This is a genomic window from Herbiconiux sp. VKM Ac-2851 (assembly GCF_013205105.1).
Classification (GTDB): Bacteria; Actinomycetota; Actinomycetes; order Actinomycetales; family Microbacteriaceae; genus Herbiconiux; species Herbiconiux flava.
In genome coordinates, this window is record NZ_JABMLJ010000002.1 from 457,633 (window position 1) to 481,558 (window position 23,926).

Here is a 23,926-nt window from a genome sequence, read left to right on the forward strand (position 1 = left end):
TTCGCTTGCACTGCGACTGCACCCGAGCCGTGCGGTGCAGTGCGTTCATCCCGGTCGTATCGGCAGGTTAGCCCGCCTCTGTCTGTGCCCCCTAATGGGGACATGGGGGGTTGACATCCGCCGGCTTTAACGCCATGTATCTAGTTCGTCTAACTTCTCGTCTGTCAGAAGTTAAGTCAAGCCGGTGCCGAGCCGGTTCGTTTCGCGACTTAAGATCGAGGGTGCGGCGCCTCTCGCGCACGCGGGAGAGGCGAGCGGATGACGAGCAGGACGACGAGGGCCGCACGCGGTCTCGCCGCCGCCGCGATCGCCCTCTTCCTCGCCGCCCTCTCGCACGTCGCGGCCGGGGGAGGAGCGCCCGGTCAGGCCGGGGCGGCGCTCGCCGCGGCATTCGCCGCCCTCGTCTGCGTCGGCCTCGCGGGCAGGCGGCTCTCGGTTCCCCGTCTCGCCATCGCCGTGCTGATCAGCCAGTTCGCGTTCCACCTGCTCTTCGGGGTCGGCAGCGGCACGGGCTCCGGCCTCGCCGTCGCGACCGCACACCACCACGGCCGCGCGGTGTCGACCCTGGTTCCGGATGCTCTGCAGAGCTCCCTCGCCGCCACCCCCGCGCACGCCCACGACTCCGGCTGGATGTGGGTCTCGCACGCGGTCGCGGCGGTGCTCACGGTGCTCGTGCTGGCCCGCGGCGAGCTCGCGGCCCGGCGGCTTCTCGCGCTCGCCCGGCACCGGATCTGGCAGCCCGTGCGGGTGCTCGCCGGACGGGTGGCGACGGCGACCCTCGCGCGTCTCGCCGTCGTGCTGCACGCGGCGGTCACCGAGAATTCACCCCCGGTCCACCGGCTGCGACAGTTCAGCGTCGCCGTGGGGCCCGCCCTGACCGAGTGGATGCTCGCGCTCGGAAGCCTGGGGCATCGAGGGCCGCCGAAGGGGTTCGCCGCGCATCCGTCGTTCTGAGCTCGTCGCGAGTTCCGAAGGGCCGGTGCGCGCGCTCTCGCGACCCCTCTCCTTCGAACGAAATCGGAACCATGACCTCTCAGACCTCTTCCCGGCGTGCCCGCACGACCGGAATCGCGACCCTCTCGGGTCTCGCCGCCCTCGCCCTCGCGATCGCGGCACCCCTCTCGGCGAGCGCGCACGTGCGCGTCGACCCCGGCCAGGCGAGCCCCGGCGGCTACACCACCCTCACCTTCAAGGTGCCGAACGAGTCGGCCACGGCGAGCACCACCTCGCTGACCGTCGACCTGCCGACCGGCACCCCTTTCACCAGCGTCAGCTACCAGCCCGTGCCCGGGTGGACCGCCCAGGTCACGGAGGCCGCGCTACCCGAGCCGATCGAGGTCGGCGACGCCACCATCACCGAGGCCCCGGTGTCGGTGACCTGGACCGCGACCGGCGAGGGCATCGGGGACGGGGAGTTCCAGCTCTTCCCGATCTCGGTCGGGCCGGTGCCCGACACCGGGTCGATCGCGCTGCCCGCCCACCAGGGCTACTCGGACGGGTCGGTCGTGGACTGGGACGAGTCGCTCGGTGACGACGGATCGGAGCCCGAGCACCCGGCGCCCGTGCTGTACGTGAATGACGCTCCGCCGGCGGACGAGCACGCGGGGATGGCGCCGGTGACGGCGGGTTCGGGATCGGATGCGACCGCGTCCGGGTCGGGATCGGATGACCTCGGGGCCCTCGGCCTCGGCTTCGGCATCGGCGGCTTCGTGCTCGGTGCCGGCGCCCTGGTGCTGGCCGCGGTGGCTCTCGTGCGCCGCCGTCCGGGTGCCGGAGCCGGGACGGCCGGCCGATGACGCGCGGGGACGACCGGCGCCCGGCGGGCGCCGGGACGCGCCGGCGCGTGCTCCGTGGTCTGGTGGCCGGGGTGCTCGCGACCGGGCTCGGCCTGGCGGGTCTCGTGGCGGGCGGCTCGGCCGCATCCGCTCACGACTTCCTCGTGTCGACCACGCCGGCCGCCGACACGACGGTGAGCGAGGCGCTGACGGAGGTGTCGCTCACCTTCAACGAGCCGCCGCTGACCGAGCTCGGGGCGGGGATCGCCATCGAGGTGAACGACCCGGCCGGGGCGACGGTCTCCAGCGGGGAGGTATCGATCGTCGACAGCACGCTCGGCATCGCGGTCGCGCCGACCACCGTCGGCTCGTACACGGTGATCTGGCAGACGGTCTCCTCCGACGGACATCCGGTGTCGGGGGAGTACGCCTTCGACTACCAGGGGCCGGTGGCCGCGGCGCCGGCGCCGACGCCGGTCACGCCGGGTGAGGCACCGAGCGCGACGGCCACCGCCGCGCCTGCCGCGCCCACCTCATCGGCCACCGCCTCGGCGACGCCTGCGCCAGCTGCGGCCGACGGCGCCTCGGCGGTGCCGCTCGTGCTCGTCGGTGTCGGTGCGGCCGTGCTCCTGCTGCTCGCGGTCGTCGTGGTGCTGGCGGTCGTGCTGAGGCGGCGCCCCAGCGCCTGAGCCGGGCGGCCGGGACGACCGGTCCGGCGCGGAGGCCGGAGTAGCCTGAGCGCGTGACGAGAGCGCGACGGGCCGACCACCTCCGGGCCGGGCCGGTGGCCCTCGTGGCCGCCGGGGGAGCGGTGGGCACGGCGCTGCGCGCCGGGATCGCGCTGCTCGTGCATCCGGTCGGCGGGTTCCCCGTGGCGGTCTTCGGCATCAACATCGTGGGCGCCTTCGTGCTCGGGATGCTGCTGCAGGCCCTCACCGCCCACGGCCCCGACACGGGGCGACGGCGCACGCTCCGCCTGCTCCTCGGCACCGGCGTGCTCGGCGGCTTCACCACCTACAGCGCGCTCTCCTCCGACAGCGCGGTGCTGCTCACCTCGGGCGGTGTCGCGCTGGCATTCGGCTACGGCCTCGCCACCGTCGTGCTCGGTGCGCTGGCCAGCTGGGCCGGCATCGCGCTCGGGGCGGCGCTCGGCTCTCCCGAGGGCCGCGACCGGATGCCCGTCGACTCCGACGCGTCGGGAGACCCGCGGTGACGCCGCTGCTGTTCCTCGCCGTGGCGGCGGCCGGGGGTGTCGGCGCGGCACTGCGCTTCGTCGTGGACGGGGTGGTACGGGCGCGCATCCGCTCGAGCTATCCCGTCGGGGTGACGATCATCAACGTGACGGGGTCGTTCCTGCTGGGGCTTCTGACGGGGCTCGCGCTCGGGCAGCTGGTGTCGGAGCAGTGGCTCGTCGTGCTCGGCACGGGGCTGCTCGGCGGCTACACGACGTTCAGCACCGCGAGCTTCGAGACGGTCCGGCTGCTGCAGCTGCGCCGCCCGGGCGCCGCGCTCGCCAACGGGCTCGGGATGCTCGTGGCGTCGGTCGCGGTCGCGACCCTCGGCCTCTGGCTCGGCACCCTCCCGGCGGCCTGACAACGGCCGACGGCCTGACAACGGCCGTTGGCCTGACAACGGCCGACGGCCGCCTGACCGCGGCTAGCGCGTGCGGGAGCGCACCGGGATGAGCAGGAGCAGCCCCGCGAGCAGCACCAGCGCGATGCCCACGATGCCCCAGTACTGCACGTTCGCGCCCGCCGGGCTCACCGCGGCGCCGATGCCGATGAACAGCGTGAACATCGCCGGCGCCAGGAACGACGCCGCCCGGCCGGTGGTCGCGTAGAGCCCGAAGAGCTCGCCCTCCCGGCCCTTGGGGATGCGCCGCGACAGGAACGAGCGGCTCGCCGACTGCGCCGGCCCCACGAAGGCGCAGAGGGCGAGCCCGAAGGTCCAGAACACGATCTGCCCGCCCTCGTGCAGCGCGAACACGAAGGCCGCGCAGACGATCAGCCCCACCAGCGCCGTGACGATGACGGGCTTCGGCCCGAAGCGGTCGTCGAGGAGCCCCACGAGGATCGTCGACACCCCGGCCACCACGTTCGCCGCGATGGCGAAGATGATCACCTGGCCCGAGGTGAACCCGAACGATCCCGCGGCGAGCACCCCGCCGAAGGTGAACACGCCCGTCAGCCCGTCGCGGAAGACGGCGCTCGCGATCAGGAAGTACGCGGTCTGCCGGTCTTCGCGATAGAGCGTGCGGATGTGCCGGAACAGGATGCGGTACGACTCGACGATGCCCACGCGGGGCAGGGCGTCGCGAGCATCCGTCACCGGCCGGTTCTCGGGAACCGTCAGCAGCACCGGCAGCGCGAAGACGCCGAACCAGATCGCCGAGACGAGCACCGTCACCCGCACCGGGAGACCGTCGGTCGAGGGCACGCCGAACAGGGCCGAGCCGCCGATCGGCTCGATGAAGCCGAAGTAGACGAACAGCAGCAGCACGATGCCGCCGACATAGCCGAGCCCCCAGCCCAGGCCCGAGACCTTGCCGACGGTCGCGGGCGTCGACACCTGCGAGAGCATCGCGTTGTAGTTCACCGAGGCGAACTCGAAGAAGATCGTTCCGACCGCGAGCAGGATGAGCCCGAGCCAGAGCAGCGAGGCGTCGGGCGCGACGAAGAACATCAGCGCCGACAGCAGCACCACGATGTAGGTGTTGACCGCGAGCCAGAGCTTGCGCCGCCCGCGCCGGTCGCTGCGCTGGCCCGTGATGGGCGCGAGCAGGGCCACGAGCACGCCCGCGATCGTCATGGCGATGCCGAGCTGGGCCGAGACCGCGGTCTCGCCGCCGAACGCGTCGCTGGTGAGGTAGACGGTGAACACGAAGGTCGTGATCACGGCGTTGAACGAGGCCGAGCCCCAGTCCCACAGGCCCCAGGCGAGCACGTGCCGGCGCTGGGGCCGCACCGCGGCGGGGGACGTGGTCGTCAGGGGAGCGCCGTCGGTCATGCGCCTACCGTACTGCCGGGCGGTGAACAGCAGGTGGCGTGAAACGGCTCAGGATGCTCGCGCCGCCCGCCCGTCATAGGGAGCTCTTAGCCGGGCCGAAGCCGGCCTTCGGGCGGCCGCCGTGAAATGGAGGCATGACCGACACCGACCCCCGTGATCTCCCGCCCCAGCTCATCGCCCACACCCCGGACGGGCCCGTGCACTTCGCGCAGCCCGCCCCTTCTCTTCCGAACCGCGCCGCCCGGCGGCGGAGCCGGCGCGGACGCGTCGCCATCGTCTCGAGCCTCACCGCCTTCGGTGCCGCCACACTGCTCATCGTGGGCGGCGCCTCGTATGCCTCTGGGCTCGCCGCCGCGACCGCCGCCTCCACCCAGACGGGCACGTCGTCGACCGTCGTCGAGCTGCCGTCGACGCAGCTGCCGGGCTCCGGCTACCCGTCGCCGTACGGCCGCGGGACGGGCTCGTCCTCGGGCGCCTCCACCGGCACCCCGACCTCCGCGGTCGCCGCCTCCGCCGCGCAGACCGCCGGCGTCGTGACCATCGTCTCCGACCTTGGCTACCAGGGCGCCCAGTCGGCCGGCACCGGCATCGTGCTGACCTCCGACGGCATGATCCTCACGAACAACCACGTGATCGAGGGCTCGACGAGCATCCGGGTCACCGACGAGCTGACGGGTGAGAGCTACTCCGCCACGGTCGTCGGCACCGACAAGACCCACGACATCGCCGTGCTGCAGCTCGACGGCGCGAGCGGCCTCACCACGGCCGCGCTCGACACCTCCGGCACCCTGGCGGCGGGCGACGCGGTCACGGCCGTCGGCAACGCCCAGGGCACGGGTGACCTCGTGGCCGCCGCCGGCACCGTCGCGGCACTCGAGCAGACCATCACCACGCAGAGCGAGTACGGCATCTCGGGCGAGACGCTCGACGGGCTGATCCGGATCGACGCCGACATCGTCTCGGGCGACTCCGGGGGCCCGCTGCTCGACGCCGACGGCGAGGTCGTGGGCATCGACACCGCCGCCTCCTCGGGAACGGCCGACATCACCGGCTTCGCGATCCCGATCGAGGATGCGCTCGACATCGTCGCCCAGATCGAGGCCGGTGCCGACACCGCCACCGTCGAGATCGGCTACCCGGGCTTCCTCGGCATCGGCGTGGCCGACGCGGGCGCGAGTGCCGGAGCCGGCGTCGCCTCGGTGATCGAGGGCGCTCCCGCGGCGACCGCGGGACTCGCTGCCGGCGACGTCATCACCGCGGTGAACGGCACGGCGGTGGCCTCGGCCGAGGAGCTGACCGCGGTGCTCGGCGGGATGGAGCCCGGCGAGACGGTGTCGCTCGCGGTGACCACCGCATCCGGAACCAGCGGCACCGTGGACGTCACCCTGATCGCCGGCCCGGCAGCCTGACGCCGGGGAATACTGAAGGACCACTGAGAGTTGAGTCGTATGCACTCAAGTTTTGACACCTGGACTTGACGCCGGATGGCGCGGGTGGAAAACTTGAGCACACGAGGCTCAAGCCTCACAGGCTTTCAGTATTCAGCACTACCGACAGAAGGAGAACAGCCACATGGCTCGTGCAGTAGGAATCGACCTCGGTACCACCAACTCGGTGGTCGCCGTGCTCGAAGGTGGAGAGCCCACCGTCATCGCCAACGCGGAGGGCTTCCGCACCACGCCCTCCGTCGTCGCGTTCGCCAAGGACGGGGAGGTGCTCGTCGGTGAGACCGCGAAGCGCCAGGCCGTCACCAACGTCGACCGCACCATCTCCAGCGTGAAGCGCCACATCGGCACCGACTGGAAGGCCGACATCGACGGCAAGAAGCTCACGCCGCAGGAGATCTCGGCCCGCATCCTGGGCAAGCTCAAGCGCGACGCCGAGTCGTACCTGGGCGACACCGTGACCGACGCGGTCATCACCGTGCCCGCGTACTTCAACGACTCGGAGCGCCAGGCCACGAAGGAGGCCGGCGAGATCGCGGGCCTGAACGTGCTGCGCATCATCAACGAGCCCACCGCGGCCGCCCTGGCCTACGGCCTCGACAAGGGCAAGGAGGACGAGCTCATCCTCGTCTTCGACCTCGGTGGCGGAACGTTCGACGTGTCGCTGCTCGAAGTGGGCAAGGACGACGACTTCTCGACCATCCAGGTGCGCTCGACCTCGGGCGACAACCGCCTCGGCGGCGACGACTGGGACCAGCGGGTCGTCGAGTACCTGATCAAGCAGTTCAAGGACACCACGGGCGTCGACGTCTCGAAGGACAAGATCGCCCTGCAGCGCCTCAAGGAGGCCGCGGAGCAGGCCAAGAAGGAGCTCTCCTCCGGCATGTCGGCCAGCATCACGCTGCCCTACCTCTCGCTCACCGAGAACGGCCCCGCCAACCTCGACGCCACCCTCACCCGCGCCAAGTTCGAGGAGCTGACGAGCGACCTGCTCGCCCGCACCGAGAAGCCCTTCCGCGACGTGATCGCCGAGGCCGGCGTGTCGGTCAACGACATCGCCCACGTGGTGCTCGTCGGTGGATCGACCCGTATGCCCGCCGTGGTAGAGCTCGTCAAGAAGCTCACCGGTGGCAAGGACCCCAACAAGGGCGTCAACCCCGATGAGGTCGTCGCCGTCGGCGCCGCCCTGCAGGCCGGTGTGCTGAAGGGTGAGCGCAAGGACGTGCTGCTCATCGATGTCACCCCGCTGTCCCTCGGCATCGAGACCAAGGGCGGCATCATGACGAAGCTCATCGAGCGCAACACGGCCATCCCGACCAAGCGCAGCGAGACCTTCACGACCGCCGACGACAACCAGCCGTCGGTCGCCATCCAGGTCTTCCAGGGCGAGCGCGAGTTCACCCGCGACAACAAGAACCTGGGCACCTTCGAGCTCACCGGCATCGCCCCGGCCCCCCGCGGCATCCCGCAGGTGGAGGTCACCTTCGACATCGACGCGAACGGCATCGTGCACGTCTCGGCGAAGGACAAGGGCACCGGCAAGGAGCAGTCGATGACCATCACGGGCGGCTCGTCGCTGCCCAAGGAGGACATCGAGCGCATGGTGCGCGAGGCCGAGGAGCACGCCGCCGAAGACAAGGCGCGCCGCGAGGCCGCCGAGGTGCGCAACCAGGCCGAGACGCTCGCGTACTCGACCGACAAGCTCATCAAGGACAACGCCGACAAGCTGCCCGACGACGTGAAGAACGACGTGCAGGCCGATGTCGACGCCCTGAAGACCGCGCTCGCGGGTGAGGACGACGGGGCCGTGAAGACGGCGTTCGACAAGCTCACCGAGAGCCAGCAGAAGCTCGGCCAGGCCATCTATGCTTCTGCACAGGCCGACGCCTCGGCGCCTGCCGGCGAGCAGGGGGAGCCGACCGAGTCGACGTCGAACAACGACGACGACGTGGTCGACGCCGAGGTCGTCGAAGACGAAGACGAGCCGAAGGGCAAGTAATCCATGACTGACGACAACCAGAACGGTCGTCAGCCTGCTGACGAGTCGGGGGCCTCCGAGGAGGAGACCCCCGGCTCGGCCTTCCCCCAGGGAGAAGGACCTATCCAGGCTGAAGGACCAGATGTGGAGACCTCGCTCTCCGACGCCGACCTCTCGTTCCTCTCGGGGCAGAGCTCGGCCGACGAGCTGGCCGCCGAGCGGCTGGCCGACCTGCAGCGGGTGACCGCGGAGTACGCCAACTACCGCAAGCGCACCGAGGCGAACCGCGACAGCGATCGCGAGCGCGCCGTCGGCGACGTCGTGAAGGTGCTGCTGCCCGTCCTCGACGACCTCGACCGGGCTGCGAAGCACGGCGACCTCGAGGAGGGCGGTCCGTTCACCGCGATCGCCAGCAAGCTCCGCTCGGCCGTCGAGCGCGTGGGCCTCAAGCCCTTCGCGACCGCGGGCGAGGAGTTCGACCCCCAGATCCACGAGGCGATCTTCCAGCAGCCCACCGACGACGTGACGGCTCCGACCGTCGCCGACGTGGTGGAGTCGGGCTACTACCTCGGGTCAACGCTGCTGCGCGCCGCCAAGGTCGTGGTGGCGGTGCCCAATGGCTAGCCAGGACTGGTTCGACAAGGACTTCTACAAGGTGCTCGGGGTGTCGAAAGACATCTCCGACGCCGAGCTGAAGAAGGCCTATCGCAAGCTGGCCCGGCAGTACCACCCCGACTCGAACCAGGGCGACGCCGCGGCCGAGTCCCGGTTCAAGGAGATCAGCGAGGCCTACTCGGTGCTCTCCGACGCGGAGCAGCGCAAGGAGTACGACCAGATCCGGGCCATGGGCTCGGGCGCTCGCTTCACGGCGGGCGGCGGCGGCCAGGCCGGAGGCTTCGAAGACGTCTTCGGCGGCATGTTCGGTCAGGGCGGTGGCGGTGCCCGCGGGCAGAGCTACAGCTACCAGCAGGCTCCGGGCGGTTTCGACGACATCCTCGGCGGCATGTTCGGGCGGGGCGGCGGGCGCGCCGGCTTCGGCGGCGCCTACGGCCCCACCCGGGGTCGCGATGTCACGGCGCGCACGACCATCGACTTCGTCACCGCGGTCAAGGGCGACACCATCAAGCTGCAGACAGCCGATGGCAAGCCGATCACGGTGAAGATCCCGGCGGGCGTGTCCGACCAGCAGAAGATCAAGCTCCGCGGCAAGGGCGAGCCCTCGCCCGACGGCGGGGAGCCCGGCGACATCGTGCTCACTGTCTCGGTGCGGAAGCACCCGGTCTTCGAGCGCGACGGGCTGAACCTCAGGGTGAACGTGCCGGTCACGTTCGTCGAGGCGACGCTCGGCGCCACCATCGAGGTGCCGACGCTGGGCGGTGCCCCCGTCAAGCTCAAGGTCGCGGCGGGCACCCCCTCGGGGCGCGTGCTGCGGGTGAAGGGCCGCGGGGTCTCGACCTCGAAGGGCACCGGCGACCTGCTCGCGGTGGTGCAGGTGGCGGTGCCGTCGCACCTGTCGCCGGCCCAGCGCGAGGCGCTCGAGGCGTTCCACGCGGTGGAGCCGCCCGAGAACCCGCGCGTCGAGCTGCTCGAGAAGGCGCGGGAGTAGCGAACGGCCCCGGCCGCTCATCAGGAGCGGCCGGGGCTTCTCGCATTTCACTCATTCAGCACGAAACGGAATTCAGAACAGAACGGAGGGCGAGATGGACGGGGTCGACGAGAACTCGCCGCTGTTCGCCATCGCGGTCGCGGCCGAGCTCGCGGGCATGCACCCGCAGACGCTGCGCCAGTACGACCGCCTGGGGCTCGTTCGTCCCACCCGCACGGCGGGCAAGTCCCGCCGCTACTCGATGCGCGACGTCGTGCAGCTGCGCGAGATCGCCCGGCTGTCGTCGGAGGGCGTCTCCCTCGAGGGCATCGCGCGCATCCTGCAGCTCGAGAACCAGGTCGCCCAGCTCGGGGCTCGCGTGCGCGAGCTCGAGGGCGCGCTCGCCGACGAGCTCCTCAACCGCCCCGGCCGACGCGTCTTCGCGGCCGGCGTCGAGGGCGAGGTCATCTCGCTCAAGCACGGCACCCGCACCCAGCGCCGCACCGAGCTCGTCGTATGGACCCCGCGCCCCGACGTCGAGCTCTGACCAGCGCCTTTTCTCACCCTCGCTCGCTGTCGACCAACACACCTTGGGCTCACGTCTTCTGCTGACGATTACTCATTGACGAGTGAGGCGGGTGGCCCGAAGCTGGGGGGATGACGACTCCTTCGCCGCAGCGGACGGGCCGGCGACGGTCTGTCGACCGGGCGCAGGTGGGCGCGGCCGCGCTCGCCGGGCTCATCGACGGGTGCGCACTCGCCGTGCTGGTCGCAGGCTTCAGCTGGTGGAGCATCGGCGGGTGGGACGAGGCCGAGCAGAGCGTCGGCGGCTGGCTCGTGCTGGCGCTCGCCGTCGTGGTGCTGAGCGGGGCGTGGTTCGCCGGCACGGCGCTGCTGCGGCGGGGCGGGCTGCGGCGGGCCCGGTCGGTCGTGTCGTGGTCGCTCGCGCTGTCGACCGTGCTCGTGGCGGTGCTGACGGTGGTCGCCGGGTGGGTCGCGGTGATGATCGGGATGTTCTCGGCCCTCGTGATCTGGTCGGGCGAGTACGTCGACGACATCGCGGTGACGGCGGTGGTGCTGGTCTCCGCGACAGGGGTGCTGCTGTCGACGGCGATCTCCGTGCTGTTCGCGGTGGCGTTCGCCGACATTGAGCCGACGGAGGGTTCGGGGGTGGAGGGGCGCACCCCGTAACGTTGAGGCGTGCCAGAGTTCTCGTTCGACGCCCTCCGCCGACATCCCGACGTCGAGGCCGACAACCTGTTCGCCGCCGACGCGAGCGACCGGTTGATCCTCGACGAGGCGCTCGGCGCGCTCGAGGTCGAGGCGAAGGCCGCGAAGGCTGCGGCAACGACGACGACGAAGGCCGCCGCGACGGGCGCGAAGACCGCTGACGGGAAGACCGCTGACGGGAAGACCGCTGACGGGAAGACCGCTGACGTGGGCCGGGTCGTCGTGATCGGCGACTCCTACGGCGCCCTGACGCTGGGGGCGGCGGCGGTGCTCGACCTGCGCAGCGTCCGCGTGCACCAGGACTCGCGGGCCGGGGAGCTCGCCCTCGCCGAGAACGCGCGCCGCGCATCCGATCGCGATCTCGGTGACCGCTTCGAGAACCTGCCCCTCGGCCCCGAGCTACTCGCGGGCGCCCGGGTGGTGCTGATGCAGCTGCCCCGCTCGCTCGCCGAGCTCGACGAGCTGGCGCACGCGATCGCGGCCTGGGCCGACCCCGAGGTCGTCGTCTACGCCGGCGGCCGCCTCAAGCACATGACCCCCGCGATGAACGAGGTGCTCGAGCGCTCGTTCGGGCGCGTCACCGCGACTCTCGCCCGCCAGAAGTCGCGGGTGCTCGTGGCGTCGGAGCCGCATCCGCACGCCGAGCCCGTGGCGATGCGCCGCGAGTTCCACGCCGAGCCCGCCCCCGGCCTCTGGGTCTGCGCCACCGGCGGCGCCTTCGCCGGCACGAAGATCGACATCGGCACCCGCTTCCTGCTCGAGCACCTCGGCGAGATGCGGGCGGATGCGCGCACCGCCGTCGATCTCGGCTGCGGCACCGGGGTGCTGAGCGCCTATCTCGCGCGCGCCCGCCCCGAGCTCACCGTGTTCGCGACCGACCAGTCGGCGGCGGCCGTCGAGTCGGCCCGCGCGACCATGGCGGCCAACGACGTCGAGAACGTGGAGGTCGTGCGCGACGACGCCCTCAGCACCTTGGACGACGGCAGTGCGGAGCTCGTGCTGCTGAACCCGCCGTTCCACCAGGGCTCGACCGTGCACGCGGGCATCGCGCTGAAGCTGTTCCAGGCGGCGGGCCGCGTGCTCGCCCCGGGCGGCGAGCTGTGGACGGTCTTCAACTCCCACCTCTCCTACCGCGCCGCCCTGCAGCGCGCCGTCGGCGAGACACGTCAGGTGGCGCGCAACGCCAAGTTCACGGTGATGGTGTCGACGAAGCGCTGACGGGGGCGTCGGCGGGCCGGGCGCGGCCGGTGGCCGAGGCGCGGGCCGGGACGGTCGCGAGCATCGGCACCTCGGGGGGCGTGCCGGCGGGCATCCGTCGCCGTGCCCGGCGCAGGGCCAGCTCGAAGATCACCAGCAGCACGGCCGAGCCGATCACCCCGACCCAGCCGTAGAGGGTCGGGATGCCCGGATCGGCCCGGATGCGGTCGATCATGTCGAGCTGCTCGCCGTAGATGCCGACCATCGCGAAGAACGCCGTGGCGTAGACGAGCACGCGCAGCTGCCACGGCCGGCGGATGCCCGCGACCCCCAGCAGGCTGAGCACCCAGAGGGCGTACCAGGGGTGCAGGAGCGGTGCGCAGAGGGCGATCGCGGCGAAGCTGCCGACGAGCAGCCAGAGCGGGTCGCTGCGCCGCTTCACGGTGACGAGGAACGCCACGATCGCGCATCCGGCCGCCAGGAACGCCCAGACCACCACGCGCTGCGCGAGCGCCCCGTCGAGGCCGGCGCCGTTCGCCAGGTCGCGGGCGGCGAGCGAGAGGATGCGCGACGGCGAGTAGAACGAGCCGAGTTCGAGCGGGGTGCCGAGGCCGATCGCCCAGCCGAGGCCCGATCCGATGCCGACGCCGAACGCGACGACCCCGCCGACGGCGACGGCGGAGACGGCGGCCCAGCAGGCGATCAGGCGGGGCCAGCCGAAGTCGGCCCGGCGGCTCGCCCAGATGATGCCGATCACCGGCAGCGCGACCACCGCGATCGGCTTAACCCCGATGGCCAGTCCGATGAGCACCGCGGCGAGCAGGGGCCGCCGCTGCAGCGCGTGGTACGTGCCTGCCACAATCAGCCCGATCATCAGGGCGTCGTTGTGGGCGGAGACGACGAAGTCCATCAGCACCAGCGGGCTCGCACCGACGGCCCAGACCACGGCGGCCTCGTCGTAGCCGCGCAGGCGGGCGATGCGCCAGGCGTAGTGGATCAGCAGGGCGAGGCCTGCGACGGCCACGAGCCGGGTGGCGAGGAGCGTCACCTCGAGCGGCAGCGAATCCGTGGCCCGAACCACGATGTTCTGCAGCCAGACGAAGACGGGGCCGTAGGGCGTGACCGTGGTCGACCACTTGTAGTCGACGCCGGTTTCGTACCAGTTCGGCAGATCGGCCATCACGTGCGCGTAGGGGTCGAGGCCCGAGGCGAGCAGGCGGCCCTGGCCGATGTAGGCGTAGCTGTCGCGGCTGAACAGCGGCAGGGCGAACAGGAGCGGGGTGGCCCAGACGGCGATCGAGGTGACGACGCGGCGCAGGCGGCCGTCCGCGTGGGCGTCGGAGTCGCGGCCGTCGCCGTTCGCGTCGCTGCCGTCGCTGACTCCGCGCCGCCGCAGCGACAGCCCCAGCGACAGCCAGGCGAACATCAGCATCAGCACCCCGCCGACCACGAGCATCGCGGCGACGTACACGGCCCCGCGGCTGTTGCGGAGCACGGCCATGAGCTCGACGTCCCAGAGCCCCGATCCCGGAGCCAGCCAGCCCCCGACGGAGGAGCTTGCAAGGATCATCAGCGACCCCACGAGCCCGATCGCGAGACGGAGGCGGTGGTGGGCGGAGAGCACAGTATGTCTTACCACGGGCGCCGCGACGGCGCAGAACGGCCGCGCGGGGCCGAGCGGCCGCGCGGGGGCGGCCGGCCGGGCTAGGCCAGCTCGGGCATCCGGAACCCGAGCACCGCACGGCGTCGCCGCACGAGCAGCTCGCTGCCGATCAGCACCGCGGTGGCCCCCACGAGCGCCACGCCGATGATGATCACCGGGATGCGCGTGTCGGTCTCGAGCCGCGGGATGAGGTCGAGCGGCTCGGTCAGACCGATCAGCATGAAGAACACGGTCGAGTACACGACGGTGCGCATGCTCCAGAGGCGCTCGGCGCCGGTCAGGGCGAGCAGCGTCAGCAGCCACAGCCCGTACCAGGGGTGGATCACCGGCGACGCGAGCACGATCGCCGCGAACACGCCGAGCAGCAGGGTGAGCGGCTCGAGGCGGCGCCGGGCGATCACGAGGTACGCGGCCAGCGTGCATCCGGCCCCCAGCAGGGCGAGCTTCACGATCTCCTGCGCGAGACCGCCGTCGAGACCGATGCCCTGGAACAGACCGCCGACACCGATGCCCAGGATGCTCGCGGGGGCGTACCACGACGAGATGCTCACGGGCGTGGCGAGCGCTCCCAGCCAGCCCATGCCGATGCCCAGGCTCCAGCCGACCAGTGCCAGGCCGCCCAGCGCGATTCCGGCGACCGCGGCCCAGCGGCGGACGATGGCGCCCCACCCCGCGGCCGAACCGGCCCAGATCAGCCCGATGATCGGCAGCGCGATCAGCGCGATCGGCTTCACCCCGATCGCGACCGCGATGAACACGGTGCCGAGCAGCGGGCGGTCGCGGAGGGCGTAGTAGACGCCTCCGACGATGAAGGCGAGCATGATCGAGTCGTTGTGGCCGGCCGCCACGAAGTTCATGATGACGAGGGGGCTGGCCGCCACGATCCACAGCACGCCGGCCTCGTTCAGGCCGCGGAGGCGCGCGATCCGCCAGGCGTAGTACGCCAGCATCGCGAGGCCGGCAGCGGCCAGCAGGCGGAAGGCGAAGACGGCCAGTTCGGTGGGAAGCGCATCCGTCGACTGCACGACCACACGCTCGAGCCAGACGAAGACGGGGCCGTAGGGGGTGCTCGTGTCGGCCCAGAGCGGGTCGACGCCGATGCCGTACCAGCCGGGCAGGGCGGCCATGCCGGAGGTGTAGGGGTTGAGGCCCGCGGCCATCAGGCGGCCCTGGCCGACGTAGGCGAACATGTCGCGGCTGAACAGGGGGAGCGAGACGAGCAGGGGGGCGCCCCAGGCGGCGGCGGAGGCCACGACCTCGTTGAGGGAGGTGCGGCGGGCGGCGGTGGTGCTTCTGCTGCTGCTGCTGCTGCCGCTGCCGCTGCCGCTGCCGTTCCGCCGTTCGAGCAGGGAGAGGCCGAGCGCGATCCACGCGACCAGCAGCATCAGGGCGCCGAGCACCACCAGCAGCCCGGCGATCGTGACACCCCCGCGCGAGTTGCGGATGAACTCCAGCGCGGCCCAGTCGTGCAGCGTCGAGTCGGGGCCGATCCAGCCCACCCCGAACGAGCCGAGGGCGATGGCGATCGACCCGGCGAGGCCGAGCAGGAATCGCACCGAGGGGGAGAGAACGCGCACGTTCCTGTTCTTACCACGGTGGAATGGACAACAGCCGAACTCCGCGGGAATGCTGGTGGCCGCCCGAACGTTCTGATAAGTTGAGTCAACCCGACTCAAGTCTTTGAGATACAGCAGGAGAACCACACCGAATGGCAACGAACCAGGGAACCCCGAACGGCGACGAGCGCCAGAGCGCACTCGAGCAGTACGGCGTCAACCTGACCGAGATCGCCGCGAGCGGCAAGCTCGACCCCGTGATCGGCCGTGACGCCGAGATCCGCCGCGTCAGCCAGGTGCTGACCCGTCGCACCAAGAACAACCCCGTGCTCATCGGCGAGCCCGGCGTCGGAAAGACCGCCGTCGTCGAGGGCCTCGCCCAGCGCATCGTGGCCGGCGACGTCGCCGACTCGCTGAAGGGCAAGCAGCTCGTCTCGCTCGACCTCGCGGCCCTCGTGGCCGGAGCCAAGTACCGCGGCGAGTTCGAGGAGCGCCTCAAGGCCGTCCTGAAGGAGATCAACGACGCCGACGGCCAGATCATCACCTTCATCGACGAGCTGCATACCCTCATGGGCGCCGGTGGCGGAGAGGGCTCCGTCGCCGCCTCGAACATGCTGAAGCCGATGCTCGCGCGCGGCGAGCTGCGTCTGATCGGCGCCACCACGCTCGACGAGTACCGCGAGTTCGTCGAGAAGGACGCCGCCATGGAGCGTCGCTTCCAGCAGGTCTTCGTGGGTGAGCCGTCGGTGGAGGACACCATCGCGATCCTCCGCGGCCTGAAGGAGCGCTACGAGGCGCACCACAAGGTCTCGATCGCCGACTCCGCCCTCGTCGCCGCGGCCGCGCTGTCGAACCGCTACATCCCGGGCCGTCAGCTGCCCGACAAGGCCATCGACCTGATCGACGAGGCCGCCTCGCGGCTGCGCATGGAGATCGACTCGGCTCCCGTCGAGATCGACGAGCTGCGCCGCTCGGTCGACCGCCTTCGCCTGGAAGAGCTCGCGCTGAAGAAGGAGAAGGACGAGGCCTCACAGGAGCGCCTCGCCGCCCTGCGCGCCACCCTGGCGACCCGCTCGGCCGAGCTCGCCGGGCTGCAGGAGCGCTGGGATCGCGAGCGCGCCGCCCTCAACCGGGTCGGCGAGCTCAAGGAGAAGCTCGACGCCGCCCGCATGCGCGCCGAGAAGGCGCAGCGCGAGGGCGACCTCGAGCGCGCGTCGCGGCTGCTGTACGGCGAGATCCCGGTGCTCGAGCGCTCCCTAGCCTCGGCGGAAGACGCCGAGACGGCGGGCTTCGGCGCCGACGGTGCCGAGCGCATGGTGAACGACCAGGTCGGCTCCGACGACATCGCCGCGGTCATCGCGGCGTGGACGGGCATCCCGGTCGATCGCCTCACCCAGGGCGAGACCGAGCGCCTGCTGAAGCTCGAGACCGAGCTCGGCCGCCGGCTGATCGGCCAGCGCGAGGCCGTCGGCGCGGTGGCGGATGCGGTGCGCCGCTCCCGCGCGGGCATCGCCGACGAAGACCGCCCCACCGGGTCGTTCCTCTTCCTCGGCCCCACCGGCGTCGGCAAGACCGAGCTCGCCAAGGCGCTCGCCGAGTTCCTGTTCGACGACGAGAAGGCGCTGGTGCGCATCGACATGTCGGAGTACGGCGAGAAGCACTCGGTCGCCCGGCTGCTCGGCGCCCCTCCCGGCTACATCGGCTACGAGCAGGGTGGCCAGCTGACCGAGGCGGTGCGCCGCCGGCCCTACTCGGTCATCCTGATGGACGAGGTCGAGAAGGCCCACCCCGAGGTCTTCGACGTGCTGCTGCAGGTGCTCGACGACGGCCGGCTGACGGATGGTCAGGGCCGCACGGTCGACTTCCGCAACACGATCCTCATCCTCACGTCGAACCTGGGCTCGCAGTACCTCGTCGACCCGTCGCTCTCGCCGTCCTCGGCCCGCTCGCTGGTGCTCGACGCGGTGCGCGCCACCTTCAAGCCCGAGTTCGTCAACCGGCTCGACGACATCGTCGTGTTCTCGGCCCTCTCGGCCGACGACCTGGCCCAGATCGTCTCGCTCTACGTCGACCGGCTCTCGCGCCGGCTGGCGTCGCGGCGGCTGTCGCTTGCGGTGACTCCGGATGCGCGTACCTGGCTGGCCTCGCACGGCTACGACCCGATCTACGGGGCTCGGCCGCTGCGGCGGCTGATGCAGCACGAGATCGACGACCGTCTCGCGCGGGCGCTGCTGTCGGGCGCGGTGCGGGACGGGGACACGGTGCGCGTCGACGTCGCCCCCTCGGGCGACGCCCTCACGGTTGCGCCCTCCGACGCCCTCGTGGAGTAGCCCGAACCCGATCTCGTGGCTGAGTAGAAACTACTCGGGGCCCTCCTGGCCCTCCCGCACCCACTCTTGATGGGATGGGCCGACCCCGGCCCGCGGGAGGGCCCTCTCATGCTCAGCATCCTTCAACGTCGATCGCTGACGCTCGTCACAGGGAGCCTGCTCCTCGCCGGCGTCGGACTCGGCGCCGCGGTCACTCCCACTCCGGCAAACGCCGAGGTTGTGCCGCCACCCTCCACCACCCCTGATCCCTCCCTCACCGAGCGCAACATCATCGACCCCGGCGCCCACCTCGTCGAGTTCGCCCTCCCGAACCCCCTCGGCGCCCCCAACGACGTCGCCGCCGGCCCCGACGGATCCGTCTGGGTCTCGGTCTTCAACGACAAGCAGATCCTCCGCGTCAGCCGCGACGGCGCCGTCCTCGCGACCCACCAGCTCACGGGCGGCCCCACCAACCTCACCACCGACGCCGACGGCGGCGTCTGGGCCTCCGAATACGCGTCCAACGCCATTGCCCACGTCGACGCGGCGGGCACCGTCTCGGAGATCCGCCTCCCCACGGCCAACGCCTTCCCCTCCGCGGTCGAAGCCTCCGGCGCCCACGTCTACTTCACCGAATCGAACAACCACGGCTTCGGCCGCATCACCCGCGCCACCGGCGCCGTCGAGGAGTTCCCCCTCCCCGGCTCCGTCTCCCCCTCGGACATCCGGTCCACCACCGCCGGGATCTGGGTCACCGATCCAAGCGCTGACACAGTCTGGCGTGCCGGCGGCCGGGGTGAGGGCGTGAGACCATTCGGTCAGGCAGGGGACATGGTCTCCTTCGCGGATTCAGTGAATGAGCCGAATGGGGTCAACGCGTTCAGTCCCCTCAGAGCAACAGGCCTGCTCGCGGAGGCCCCTCCACGTGCAGTAGAACGTCTTAGCGGTCGAAGCCGCCTCGCCGGAACCGCTGGTTTCACGCGAGGTGATCAGGTGTGGTTCGCAGATGCCGGAACTAATTCCATCGGCTGGACGTCCTCGCAGACCTTTGGGTCGCTAGGCGAGGTCATTGTGCCCACTTCAGCCGCTGACCTCGCGGGGACCGCGGTGACGGAGGGCCGGTATTTCTGGGCTGTTGAGCGACAAGGCGGGAAGCTAGTGCGGGTCGATGTCCTCCTATCAACATCGACCGCTCGGATCGCCGGAGCAGACCGGTACGAGACGGCGAGCGCCGTCGCTCGAGAAGGTCACGCGGCAGGAGCCGAGATCCTTTTTGTCGCCAGTGGAGAGACATTTGCGGATGCCCTGGCGGGCGGCCCAGTTGCTGCTCGGCTGTCGGCGCCAATGCTCCTTACCCGTCAAGACAACTTGCCCGATCCGACACGTCGTGCGCTCAAGGAACTTCGGCCCAAGAGGGTAATAATCCTCGGCGGTGCCGCTGCGGTATCGGAAGCAGTGGCCCGATCAATCGAAGATGTGACCGGAGTCAAGCCCGAACGCATTGGCGGACCCGACCGATATGCCGTTTCTCGTGCGCTCGCGTCAAGCCCCCTGTCGGGCGCGCCCGCTCAGAGGATTTACATCGCGACCGGCCGAGATTTCCCAGATGCGCTTGGCGCTACCTCTGTTGCAGCGAAGCAGAATGGAGTCACTCTGCTTGTCGACGGCAAGGCGAGCGAACTGACTCCGGCGGAACGGACTAGCTTGACCAGCCTCGCGAAGCGGCCGGGGGTAGAGGCAGTAGTGGTCGGAGGGCCATCAGCGATATCGCCCTCCCTTGAAGCCGCTATCTCTTCGATAGTCAAAACAACGCGAGTTGGTGGGGCCGATCGATTTGCCGTGGCGGCCTCTCTCAATCGAGATACCTTTGGGTTGACCGGCTTTGGCTTCGTTGCAAGCGGAGGAGATTTCGCTGACGCACTCGCGGGGGGCGTCCTGGCCGGGACGCAGCAGCTCCCCCTTTATCTAGCTCGGAAGGACTGTGTGCCGGAAGTCACCGGTGCGGCCATAGTTGCTACCGGCGTCTACTTCGTTCGTCTGATCGGCGGTTCCGTCGTTCTCAATAAACAAGTTGAAACACTGACTACTTGTTGAGTCACTGACTCGATCTGCCGAGGTTCAGGAAGGTCTGACGCATCGCAACGCTCAGCCGGTATGCCCTCGTGGGGTCAGGGGGTGGGGAGGAGGAGGTCGGCGAGGGGGAGGCGGGTGCGGGGGGCCGTTTCGCGGGCGCGGAGGGCGTCGTCGGGGAGGGCGTCGGCCGAGGCGAGGTGGCCGAGGGCCGTGATGGTGAGGGGCACGAGGGAGGCGGGGAGGCTGAAGGCCTCGGTGAGGGCCGCGACGTCGAAGCCGCCCATCTGGTGCACGTGCAGGCCGTCGTGGTGGGCCTGGACGGAGAGGTGCGCCATGGCCTGGCCGAGGTCGTACTCGGCCCAGCGGCGGGGCTTGCCCTCGGCGTCGACGACTTCCGCGACCGCGACGATGAGCACGGCGGCCGAGCCGGCCCAGACGGAGTTGAAGCCCAGGAGGCTCGAGGCGACCGCGTCGAACTCGGGGGTGCCGCGGCGGGCGACGATGAAGCGGGCGGGCTGCGAGTTCGCGGCCGAGGGGGCCCAGCGGGCAGCCTCGAGCGCGGCGGTCAGCACGGTCTCGTCGATCGGCTTCGCGGCGTCAAAGGAGCGGGGGCTCCAGCGGTCGGCGAGCGTCGGGAGGATCGGCGCGCTGGTCGAGGCGGCGCGGTCGAAGGCGGGGCGGGGGGCGGTGTCGGTGAGGGTCATGGTGGTGTCCGTTCGTCGAGGTGGGAAGTGCCGCACCTCGTCGTGCGGTCGTAACCGGACTTCAGTCCGGATGAGGAGTGGAACGCGGCATCCGCTCGCCCTATTCCCGCTGCAAGGTAGCGAGAGGGCGGGCCGGATCGAGCGTCAAATCAGAGCTAGATGGGGCCGTCGGTGCGGCCCGCGCGGTGTTTGCGTATGCGCTTCACCACGAACCAGATGACGGCCGCCGCGACGACCGCGATCACCACGTACTGCAGGATCTCCGCGTACCGCTCCACCACGTGCCACTGCTCGCCCAGCCAGAACCCCGCGAGGATGAACACGGTGTTCCAGATCAGCGAGCCGGCGGTGGTGAGCAGGGCGAACTTGAGCAGGTGCATCCGCTCGATGCCCGCCGGGATGGAGATGAAGCTGCGGAACAGCGGCAGCATCCGGCCGAAGAACACTGCCTTCGGGCCGTGGCGCTGGAACCAGGCCTCGGTGCGGTCGACGTCATCCACGTCGACGAGGGGGATGTGGCGGGCGATCGTGCGCATGCGGTCGCGGCCGAGCCAGGCGCCGAGGCCGTAGAGGGCGAGGGCGCCGAGAAGCGAGCCGAGGGTGGTGAAGATGATCGCCGCCACGACGTTCAGGTCGCCTTGGCTGGCCGCGAAGCCCGCGAGCGGCAGGATGACCTCGCTCGGGATCGGCGGGAACAGGTTCTCGATCGCCACGGCCAGGCCGGCACCGGGGGCGCCCAGCGTCTCCATCAGGCCCACCACCCAGTCGCCGATCGGTCCGAGACTCGCGCTGCCGGAGTCGGCGGCGGTGAGGTTCGAGGTGAGGGTCAGTGGGTCGGCGTGCGCCAGGCTCATGCCTTCACTCTATTGACGGCGGCTGAAGCCAGCCTGAAGTGGGGTTCCGGATGCGCGTGCGGGCCCCGCGCGGCGACCGCGGTATCGGCACGGGCCTAGGAGCGGACGAGCCGCGCGATGGCGTCGGTGGCCTCCTTGAGCTTCTGCTCGGCGACCGGGCCGCCCTCGGCGACGGCCTCGACGACGCAGTGGTTCAGGTGGTCGTTGAGGAGGCCCAGCGCCACCGACTCGAGGGCGCTCGTCATCGCCGAGATCTGGGTGAGGATGTCGATGCAGTACTTCTCGTCGTCCACCATGTTCTGCAGGCCGCGCGCCTGGCCCTCGATGCGCTTGAGGCGCTTGAGATAGGCGGTCTTGTCGGCGATGTAGCCGTGATGCTCGTGGATCAGGTCGACCGGACCGGGGCCCGGCGTGCGGCTGGGCGTGACAGGCGGCGCGGCCAGCGGTGTGGTCGGTACGAGGGCGGCCCCGGTCGTGGTCTCGACCTCGGTGGAGTGCGGGGATGCGGGCGACGTGCTCATGCGTCGATTCTCGTCGAAGTCTGGTCGGCGGGCGCCGTGGTGGGGGCGCTCGCCGCGGGGAGGGGAGCCGGCCGGAGGTCGAGCCGGCGGAGGAGCTGCGCGTTGAGGGCCACGATGATCGTCGAGAGCGACATCAGGATCGCGCCGACCGACATCGGCAGGATGAAGCCGACGGGCGCCAGCACTCCGGCAGCCAGCGGCACCGACAGCAGGTTGTAGCCCGCCGCCCACCAGAGGTTCTGAGTCATTTTGCGGTAGCCGGCCTTCGAGAGGCGGATGACCGACAGCACCGACCGTGGGTCGTCGCTCGCGAGGATGACCCCTGCGGAGGCGATGGCGACGTCGGTTCCGGCGCCGATCGCGATGCCGACGTCGGCCCGGGCCAGCGCGGGGGCGTCGTTGACGCCGTCGCCGACCATCGCGACCGTGCGTCCCTCGGCCTGCAGCTCGGCGACCTTGGCCGCCTTGTCCTCGGGGCGCACTCCGGCGAAGACGCGGGTGATTCCGAGCTCGGCGGCGACGGCCTGCGCGACCGGGTCGGCGTCACCGGTGATCATGACCACCTCAACGCCCTGTCGGCGCAGCTCGTCGACCGCGCTGCGCGACTCGGGGCGGATCTCGTCGGCGAGGGTGATCCGCCCGATCACCTCGTGGTCGCGCAGTACGTGCAGCACGGTGTCGCTGGTGGCCTCGACGCCCCCGGCGAATGATGCGAGCGGATGCGCGGCGTGCTCCTCGAGCAGGCGGGGGCCGCCCACGTGCACGGTCGCGGTGTGGCCCGCGGTGTCGGTGATGCGGGCCGAGACGCCGACGGCGGGGGAGGAGGTGAAGGCGGTGGCGGGCGGGAGGGTGAGGCCGCGCATCCGGCCCGCTTCGACGATCGCTCGGGCGAGAGGATGCTCGCTGTCGGACTCGGCGGCGGCCGCAAGGGCCAGGACGTCGGCCTCGGCGGAACCGGGGGCCGGGGTGATCGAGGTGACGACGTGGGCGCCCTTGGTGAGGGTGCCCGTCTTGTCGAAGAGCACGGTGTCGACGGTGCGCATGGTCTCGAGGGCGAGGCGGTCCTTGACGAGGATGCCCGCCTTCGCGGCGCGTTCGGTGGCGATCGAGACGACCAGCGGGATGGCGAGGCCGAGAGCGTGCGGGCAGGCGATCACGAGCACGGTGATGGTGCGGATGACGGCGTCGTCGGGGCTGCCGACGAGCGTCCAGACGACGGCGGTGATGATCGCGGAGCCGAGGGCGAACCAGAACAGCCAGCCGGCGGCGACGTCGGCGATGCGCTGGGCGCGGGAGCTCGAGTTCTGCGCCTCGGTGACCAGACGCTGGATGCCGGCCAGGGCGGTGTCGTCGCCGACGGCGGTGACGCGGATGCGCAGGGAGGTGTCGGTGGCGACGGTTCCGGCGACGACGTGCGCGCCGGGGCCGCGGGTGACGGGTTTGGACTCGCCGGTGATCATGGACTCGTCGAGATCCGCGGTGCCCTCGGTGATCTCGCCGTCGGCGGGGACGCGGCCGCCGGGGCGCACGATCACGAGGTCGCCGACGACGAGGTCGGCGGGGGCGACGGTGATGGAGCCGGTGGGGCTGCCGGGGTCGACGCGCTCGGCCTCGTCGGGGAGGAGGGCCGCGAGGGAGTCGAGGGCGGAGGTGGTCTGGGCGAGGGAGCGCATCTCGATCCAGTGGCCGAGGAGCATGATCACGATGAGGAGCGCGAGCTCCCACCAGAAGTCGAGCTGGTGGTCGAGGAGGCCGAGCGTGGCTCCCCAGCTGGCGAGGAACGCGACGGTGATCGCGAGGGCGATCAGCAGCATCATGCCGGGCTGCTTGGCGCGCAGTTCGTCGACGCCGCCGGTGAGGAAGGGCCGGCCGCCGATGACGAACATGACGGTGCCGAGGATCGGGGAGATGAAGGTCGTGGGGCCGTCGGCGGGCAGCTCGTAGCCGAGGATCATCGCGAACATGCTGCTGAAGGCGACCACCGGCACGGCGACGACGAGCATCACCCAGAACAGGCGACGGAACATGGC

Annotated in this window: 21 protein-coding genes; 14 read left to right on the top strand and 7 right to left on the bottom strand. The window is 70.9% G+C overall.

From position 1 onward, the window contains the following. Window positions 1-258: 258 nt before the first annotated feature. From HQQ85_RS08855 to crcB, 5 genes are all read left to right on the top strand, one after another. Complete coding sequence (locus tag HQQ85_RS08855; protein ID WP_173182155.1) at window positions 259-954, top strand: hypothetical protein; 696 nt, start codon at window positions 259-261, stop codon at window positions 952-954. Window positions 955-1,025: 71 nt separating this feature from the next. Next, the gene (locus tag HQQ85_RS08860) at window positions 1,026-1,796 is read left to right on the top strand and encodes a YcnI family protein (protein WP_173182156.1); all 771 of its coding nucleotides are present in this window, start codon (window positions 1,026-1,028) and stop codon (window positions 1,794-1,796) included. Continuing rightward, on the top strand, window positions 1,793-2,464 hold the full coding sequence (locus HQQ85_RS08865) for a copper resistance CopC family protein (RefSeq protein WP_173182157.1): 672 nt from the start codon (window positions 1,793-1,795) through the stop codon (window positions 2,462-2,464). Before HQQ85_RS08860 ends, HQQ85_RS08865 begins: the two co-directional genes overlap by 4 nt. A 53-nt stretch (window positions 2,465-2,517) precedes the next feature. Further along, a complete protein-coding gene (locus tag HQQ85_RS08870) occupies window positions 2,518-2,988 on the top strand; it encodes a CrcB family protein (protein ID WP_173182158.1) in 471 nt (156 codons plus the stop codon). Further along, window positions 2,985-3,368 (top strand): fluoride efflux transporter CrcB, encoded by a 384-nt coding sequence (gene crcB / locus HQQ85_RS08875; RefSeq protein ID WP_173182159.1) that lies wholly within the window; start codon window positions 2,985-2,987, stop codon window positions 3,366-3,368. Before HQQ85_RS08870 ends, crcB begins: the two co-directional genes overlap by 4 nt. A gap of 63 nt (window positions 3,369-3,431) precedes the next feature. On the opposite strand, the gene HQQ85_RS08880 is transcribed toward crcB, so the two are convergent. After that, on the bottom strand, window positions 3,432-4,781 hold the full coding sequence (locus tag HQQ85_RS08880) for an MFS transporter (RefSeq protein ID WP_173182160.1): 1,350 nt from the start codon (window positions 4,779-4,781) through the stop codon (window positions 3,432-3,434). 134 nt (window positions 4,782-4,915) lie between these two features. Here HQQ85_RS08880 and HQQ85_RS08885 point away from each other — a divergent pair, with 134 nt between their 5' ends. From HQQ85_RS08885 to HQQ85_RS08915, 7 genes are all read left to right on the top strand, one after another. After that, window positions 4,916-6,190 carry a S1C family serine protease gene (locus tag HQQ85_RS08885; protein WP_173182161.1) on the top strand — a complete coding sequence of 425 codons (1,275 nt, stop codon included), beginning with the start codon at window positions 4,916-4,918 and terminating at the stop codon, window positions 6,188-6,190. 163 nt (window positions 6,191-6,353) lie between these two features. Further along, complete coding sequence (gene dnaK, locus HQQ85_RS08890) at window positions 6,354-8,225, top strand: molecular chaperone DnaK (RefSeq protein WP_173182162.1); 1,872 nt, start codon at window positions 6,354-6,356, stop codon at window positions 8,223-8,225. Window positions 8,226-8,228: 3 nt separating this feature from the next. Next, entirely contained in the window at window positions 8,229-8,828 is a 600-nt protein-coding gene (locus tag HQQ85_RS08895; RefSeq protein ID WP_173182163.1) for a nucleotide exchange factor GrpE, read from the top strand. Further along, window positions 8,821-9,810 (top strand): DnaJ C-terminal domain-containing protein, encoded by a 990-nt coding sequence (locus HQQ85_RS08900; protein WP_173182164.1) that lies wholly within the window; start codon window positions 8,821-8,823, stop codon window positions 9,808-9,810. The genes HQQ85_RS08895 and HQQ85_RS08900 overlap by 8 nt, the downstream gene beginning before the upstream one ends. Window positions 9,811-9,904: 94 nt before the next feature. Continuing rightward, window positions 9,905-10,336: a heat shock protein transcriptional repressor HspR gene (locus HQQ85_RS08905; RefSeq protein WP_173182165.1), complete on the top strand. Its 432-nt coding sequence runs from the start codon at window positions 9,905-9,907 to the stop codon at window positions 10,334-10,336. A 110-nt stretch (window positions 10,337-10,446) separates the two neighbouring features. Then, on the top strand, window positions 10,447-10,980 hold the full coding sequence (locus tag HQQ85_RS08910; protein WP_173182166.1) for a hypothetical protein: 534 nt from the start codon (window positions 10,447-10,449) through the stop codon (window positions 10,978-10,980). A gap of 9 nt (window positions 10,981-10,989) precedes the next feature. Beyond that, window positions 10,990-12,237: a class I SAM-dependent methyltransferase gene (locus tag HQQ85_RS08915; RefSeq protein WP_371741825.1), complete on the top strand. Its 1,248-nt coding sequence runs from the start codon at window positions 10,990-10,992 to the stop codon at window positions 12,235-12,237. On the opposite strand, the gene mptB (HQQ85_RS08920) is transcribed toward HQQ85_RS08915, so the two are convergent. Together mptB (HQQ85_RS08920) and mptB (HQQ85_RS08925) are read right to left on the bottom strand one after the other, a co-directional pair. Continuing rightward, the gene (mptB, locus tag HQQ85_RS08920; protein ID WP_173182167.1) at window positions 12,209-13,840 is read right to left on the bottom strand and encodes a polyprenol phosphomannose-dependent alpha 1,6 mannosyltransferase MptB; all 1,632 of its coding nucleotides are present in this window, start codon (window positions 13,838-13,840) and stop codon (window positions 12,209-12,211) included. The two genes, HQQ85_RS08915 and mptB (HQQ85_RS08920), sit on opposite strands and share 29 nt — an antisense overlap. Before the next feature lie 80 nt (window positions 13,841-13,920). Beyond that, window positions 13,921-15,456: a polyprenol phosphomannose-dependent alpha 1,6 mannosyltransferase MptB gene (gene mptB / locus HQQ85_RS08925; RefSeq protein ID WP_173182168.1), complete on the bottom strand. Its 1,536-nt coding sequence runs from the start codon at window positions 15,454-15,456 to the stop codon at window positions 13,921-13,923. Between the two features lie 131 nt (window positions 15,457-15,587). Here mptB (HQQ85_RS08925) and HQQ85_RS08930 point away from each other — a divergent pair, with 131 nt between their 5' ends. Together HQQ85_RS08930 and HQQ85_RS08935 are read left to right on the top strand one after the other, a co-directional pair. Further along, on the top strand, window positions 15,588-17,765 hold the full coding sequence (locus HQQ85_RS08930) for an ATP-dependent Clp protease ATP-binding subunit (RefSeq protein ID WP_173182169.1): 2,178 nt from the start codon (window positions 15,588-15,590) through the stop codon (window positions 17,763-17,765). Between the two features lie 108 nt (window positions 17,766-17,873). Continuing rightward, entirely contained in the window at window positions 17,874-19,838 is a 1,965-nt protein-coding gene (locus tag HQQ85_RS08935; protein ID WP_173182170.1) for a cell wall-binding repeat-containing protein, read from the top strand. 74 nt (window positions 19,839-19,912) lie between these two features. Here the strand turns inward: HQQ85_RS08935 and HQQ85_RS08940 are convergent, their stop codons facing one another. The 4 genes from HQQ85_RS08940 to HQQ85_RS08955 all read right to left on the bottom strand — a co-directional run bounded on the left by HQQ85_RS08940 (window position 19,913) and on the right by HQQ85_RS08955 (window position 23,923). Beyond that, window positions 19,913-20,521, bottom strand: a complete 609-nt coding sequence (locus tag HQQ85_RS08940; RefSeq protein WP_173182171.1) for a nitroreductase family protein — start codon at window positions 20,519-20,521, stop codon at window positions 19,913-19,915. A 155-nt stretch (window positions 20,522-20,676) separates the two neighbouring features. Then, a complete protein-coding gene (locus HQQ85_RS08945; RefSeq protein WP_254069300.1) occupies window positions 20,677-21,375 on the bottom strand; it encodes a DedA family protein in 699 nt (232 codons plus the stop codon). Between the two features lie 95 nt (window positions 21,376-21,470). Further along, the gene (locus HQQ85_RS08950) at window positions 21,471-21,896 is read right to left on the bottom strand and encodes a metal-sensitive transcriptional regulator (protein WP_216851593.1); all 426 of its coding nucleotides are present in this window, start codon (window positions 21,894-21,896) and stop codon (window positions 21,471-21,473) included. After that, the gene (locus tag HQQ85_RS08955) at window positions 21,893-23,923 is read right to left on the bottom strand and encodes a heavy metal translocating P-type ATPase (RefSeq protein ID WP_371741826.1); all 2,031 of its coding nucleotides are present in this window, start codon (window positions 23,921-23,923) and stop codon (window positions 21,893-21,895) included. The genes HQQ85_RS08950 and HQQ85_RS08955 overlap by 4 nt, the downstream gene beginning before the upstream one ends. Window positions 23,924-23,926 lie beyond the last annotated feature (3 nt).